This is a genomic window from Pseudonocardia hydrocarbonoxydans (genome assembly GCF_006539565.1).
In the GTDB taxonomy this organism is placed as follows: Bacteria; Actinomycetota; Actinomycetes; order Mycobacteriales; family Pseudonocardiaceae; genus Pseudonocardia; species Pseudonocardia hydrocarbonoxydans.
This window is the reverse complement of sequence record NZ_BJNG01000072.1, coordinates 1-3,748: the sequence shown is the minus strand read 5'-3', so window position 1 is coordinate 3,748 and position 3,748 is coordinate 1. Positions and strand designations below refer to the sequence as shown.

Annotated in this window: 4 protein-coding genes; all 4 read right to left on the bottom strand. The window is 74.8% G+C overall.

Going from position 1 to position 3,748, the window contains the following annotated elements; translation table 11 throughout:
- Positions 1-4 precede the first annotated feature (4 nt).
- On the bottom strand, positions 5-1,006 hold the full coding sequence (locus PHY01_RS25950; protein ID WP_246086157.1) for a protein rep: 1,002 nt from the start codon (positions 1,004-1,006) through the stop codon (positions 5-7).
- 481 nt (positions 1,007-1,487) lie between these two features.
- The gene (locus PHY01_RS25945) at positions 1,488-2,630 is read right to left on the bottom strand and encodes an FtsK/SpoIIIE domain-containing protein (RefSeq protein ID WP_141282886.1); all 1,143 of its coding nucleotides are present in this window, start codon (positions 2,628-2,630) and stop codon (positions 1,488-1,490) included.
- A gap of 147 nt (positions 2,631-2,777) precedes the next feature.
- Complete coding sequence (locus PHY01_RS25940; protein WP_141282884.1) at positions 2,778-3,140, bottom strand: hypothetical protein; 363 nt, start codon at positions 3,138-3,140, stop codon at positions 2,778-2,780.
- 101 nt (positions 3,141-3,241) lie between these two features.
- Positions 3,242-3,649, bottom strand: coding sequence for a hypothetical protein (locus tag PHY01_RS26790; protein WP_170183992.1), 408 nt, complete (start codon positions 3,647-3,649; stop codon positions 3,242-3,244).
- Positions 3,650-3,748: the final 99 nt, after the last annotated feature.

The window sequence follows — 3,748 nt, the reverse complement described above, 5'->3', positions numbered from 1 at the left end:
ACCTCTAGCTACACTCCGCCATATCGTGACGTGCCTCACTCTTGCCCGGCGGCACACCGCGACGGCACCGGAACCACCCGATACGCCTCGCCGTCAACCACTCCGCAGCAGCGACCGGCCCGTCCCGCTCGGCCACGTCGAGCAGCTCGGCCACCCGCGGGCGCAACGCAGGCCAGTCCTGCGCCTCCACGGCCAAGATGTCCTCACCGCCGAGGTCGTCGGTCACGATCTCCTCGTCGCTGCGCTCCCGGCGAGCACCTGCCCACTTCCTGAAGTTCTGAGACCATGCGATCTGGCGTCGGCCGCGGGACGCCTGTTCCCACTCGGCCCACAGTTCAAGATCGTCCGCTAGGCCGGTGGCGAGCCCGTCACGCAAGATCCCGAACGGCGTCCGGTTGCCGCGCCGCCCTTCCTTCGCCGAGCCGCCCGTGATCTCGGCGCTGATCTTGGACAGGTACTCGGCGACCGCGTCACGCGACCCGACACCCATGTCGACCGGGCGCACATCGAGCCCGCCGCGATCCTCCAGCGGCGCGGCGAACCCCTTCCGGACCAGCGCTCGCTCCCACCTACCGAACATCGACCCGCCGAGCTCCTGGGCAAGCTCACGGCTGACCGGGCCGTCGAACGCGATGAGCGCGTGAACATGGCAGTGCCATCCGCTTTCGCCGTGGGTGACCTCCACGACCCGCACCATGCCGAGCACCCCGAACGTCCCGCGCTCCCGCTCCACGGCCCGACCAGACGTCACCGCGCGCCACGCCGCGGACACCCCGCCCCACAGGCTGCGCAGCGACTGCCCGGCGCGGTGCCGCGTCGTCATCGTGATCATGCAGACGGACCCACCGGCCGCGGCGACGGCGTCGAGCACCTCCCGCAACTCATCGGACCGCTGACCGGCGATTCGGCGACAACAGACCGGGCAGCTCCACGGGCTACCGCAGCTCTGCAGTCCAGCCAACCCGGCACGACGCCCACCCTCGCCGTCACCGGAGATCCGCAACACCGGGCCACCTGCACCGGTGAACGACACCCGACCGCAGTGTCGCAGCCTCGACAAGGTCGACACCTCCCACAACCGGGCACGCAGCGCGTGAGCGTCCCGACGACCCTGACGGCGCTTCTCGACCCGCTCGACCGTGGGTGTCTGGCCTGCGGCGGAAGCGGTGTCCGCCGGTATACCAAGGGCCGGGCTGCGCCCGGCCGCCCCCGCGCCCCCGACTCCGTCGGGCGCGGGGGCCCGGCGGCCCGTCACCGGGTGTCCTGCGGGGCGCCTCCGGCGGCACTGCCGTGGGCACCTCGGATCGGGCAGGGGGTCGCGTCCCTGACGCCACGTCGGCCCCGGAGGGCAGCACGGCCGGCGCAGGACCCGCAAGGCTGGGCAGGCCGGCGGCGGTCGGCGAGGCAGGTTGCGGGCCCTGCACCGGCCGTGCAGGCGCGAGCGCGCCGACGTGACGGCAGGGACGCGGGAACGGGTCGTGTGGGGCTCACGCGGCACCGCGGGTGGTGGCGGTGACGGCCGCGGCGTACGCGCCGTAGGAGGCGACGTGCGGGGCGCGCAGGCGGAACGTCGGCCGGCCGGGCCACGACACCAGGGCGACACCGGCGGGGGCGGTGGCGTGGTCGACGGCGAGGTCGTCGGCGTCGGGGTGCAGCAGGCGCAGCGACTCGGCGGTGTCGACACGGAACGACAGCCGGCCTTCGCACTGGGCCCGTTCGGCGCCGCCCACGATGGTCGCCTCGGCGCGCTGGGCGACCAGGACGACGCGCAGGCCCACCTTGTGCGACTCGGCGAGCAGGCGAGCCACCAGGGCCCGGACGCGCTTGCCGAGCTTGGCGTCGGCGGCGTCGAGCGCGCGCAGCAGGGCCGGGTACTCCTCCAACACCACGGCGATCAGCGGCTCGTCCTCGCCGAGGGGCAGCACGTCGAGCCACGTCGGCATCACGGCGAGGCGGCGGTCCATCTCGGCGACCAGGCCGACGAGGACGGCCTCGGCGCGGGCGGGGTCGGCGAGGCCGCACGCCTGCCGGTGCGCGTGCCGGGTGCCGGTGAACGGGCGCAGTGTCAGCCCGGACGGGTCGACCCCGGCGACCTCGACGTCCGCACGGGCGGCGAGCTGGGCGACCAGGCCGTAGAGCCACCGGGACTTGCCCGACCGGGTGGCGCCCTGGGCGATGAGGTGCGGCAGGTCGGCGGGCTCGACGCGCAGGCACCGGCCGTCCTCGCCGCGACCGAGCAGGACGCCGCGACCGGGCAGCAGCGCCACCGGGGCGGCGAGGGGGTCCGCGGCGAGCAGGGTGACGCGGGCGTGGTCGCCGACGCCGAGGGCCTCGATTCGCAGCGCGCGGGCGCCGAGGTGCGGAGCGAGCCGGCGCGCGAGGGTGCGCAGCTCGGCGACGGTCTGCCCCGGTTCGAGCCGCACCGTCAGCACCGCCGGCGGGCCCAACACGATGTGCACCAGGCGGGGGGCGATCACGGTCGGGCCGGTCACGGTGGACACGACACGGACGAACCCGGCGCCCTCGGCGGCCCGCGCCCATGCGTCGACCAAGGCGTCGACCTCGACCTCGTCGAGGCGGTGGGAGTGGCGGCGGGCGTGGCGGCCGCGGATGGCGTCGAGCAAGGTCACGGCGGGTTCCCTTCGGAGACGGGGACGGCCCCGGCGAGCTGCGTGGGGGTGCAGCCCGGCCGGGGCCGTCGAGGGGGTGGCGCCGGTGGTGTGTCACCGGTGCCGGTGGGGCGCCCGGTGGTGTGTCACCGGGACGTCAGGGGCCGGTCAGGCGGCCTTGACGGCGGCCGTCTCGATGCCGTCGGCGGTGAAGCTGTAGGCGACGCGGCCGGTGCCCTGCGCGACGTAGCCCAGCGCGACGAGGTTCACGAACCGCACCGGCTGCCACTTCGCCGTCACCGGCTCCTCGTAGGAGGCGACCTTGACCCCGATCACCTCGGCGCGGTCGGCGTCGTCGTCGTCGACCAGGACGTCGACGACCCACATCGGCACGCCGTCGTCGTTGGCGTCCTGCGCGTCCGGCACGCGGCGGCGGGTGCCGTCGGACAGCTCGGCGTACTTGGCGCGGGCGGCGGCCTTGCCGGTGCCGATGAACGCGACCTTGGTGGTGTCGACCGGGATGCGACGCATGATGATCTCCTGTTTGTGCTGGTGAAAGGGTGTGCGATGTGGACCGCGCGCGGAAGGGTGCGTGCGGACAGGTGAGGGCGCGAGAGCGCGCAGGGGACGGGTCAGGCCGGCGGCGACGCGGCGGCGTGCTCGACGGCGGCGAGCAGTTCGTCGGCGACCGTGCGCGGCATGAGGCCGTGCTCGACCTGCCCGGCGACGCGGGAGCGCAGACCGGCGAGCACCTCGTCAACGTCGAGCCCGCACGCCGCGGCGACGTCGACGAGCGGGGCACCGGCGCGCAGGGCGTCGAGCTGCGTCCACGGCTCGAACCGCAGCAGCAGCACGGCGAGGGCGCGGGCGGTCGCCAGCGCAACCAGGGCGGCGTGTCGCACGTCGTCGGGGGTGCGGGGCGCGCCGATGCCGTGGCTGTTGTCGACGAGGACGCCCTCGGCGGCGGTGAGCGCGTCGAGCAGCTCACGGCGGGGCGCGTCGACGTAGTCGGCGGGCGTGGGGGTCGATAGGGTGCTCACAGGGCCGGGCTCCATCCGGTCTAGGTCCCGGGGCCAGGTGTTCGCGCACCTGCCGGGACCGCTCTCGCCGCACAGGGGTGCGCGACGTTCGATCGCCTT

What these genes read in the sequence shown, in the direction of transcription:
- PHY01_RS25940 (WP_141282884.1), bottom strand. Translation starts at nt 3,140, where the DNA reads ATGCGTCGCATCCCGGTCGACACCACCAAGGTCGCGTTCATCGGCACC.